The following is a 268-nucleotide window of genomic DNA, read 5'->3' as shown; positions in this document are numbered from 1 at the left end:
TCTTCCACGTTTTTTCCCCTCATTCTCACATTAACCTTCCTTTTCAATCTTCCAACCATTCTTCATTTTATAACCAACCGCCTTACCTCTCACCTTCTTCTTCATAATTTTCCCTTCAAACCTCATAACATCTCCCACTTCCACTTCTTCTTTCTTAACCCTACCACTCTCCCTCCACCACCCTTCCCCAACATCCATCACGTCTCGCTCCCTCATCGTAACTCCTTCATACATGATCACTTCATCCTCATTCTCACACAACTCATTC

General features: G+C 43.3%; 1 protein-coding gene. It reads right to left on the bottom strand.

Features of this window, described 5'->3' with window-relative positions; genetic code table 11:
• Positions 1-30: 30 nt before the first annotated feature.
• The gene (locus tag FS628_RS30625) at positions 31-234 is read right to left on the bottom strand and encodes a hypothetical protein (RefSeq protein WP_145326686.1); all 204 of its coding nucleotides are present in this window, start codon (positions 232-234) and stop codon (positions 31-33) included.
• Positions 235-268 lie beyond the last annotated feature (34 nt).

Origin of the sequence: Paenibacillus xylanexedens (assembly GCF_007676705.1) — a bacterium.
In the GTDB taxonomy this organism is placed as follows: Bacteria; Bacillota; Bacilli; order Paenibacillales; family Paenibacillaceae; genus Paenibacillus; species Paenibacillus xylanexedens_C.
This window is presented reverse-complemented; position numbering and strand designations above follow the sequence as displayed.

What these genes read in the sequence shown, in the direction of transcription:
- FS628_RS30625 (WP_145326686.1), bottom strand. Translation starts at nt 234, where the DNA reads ATGTATGAAGGAGTTACGATGAGGGAGCGAGACGTGATGGATGTTGGG.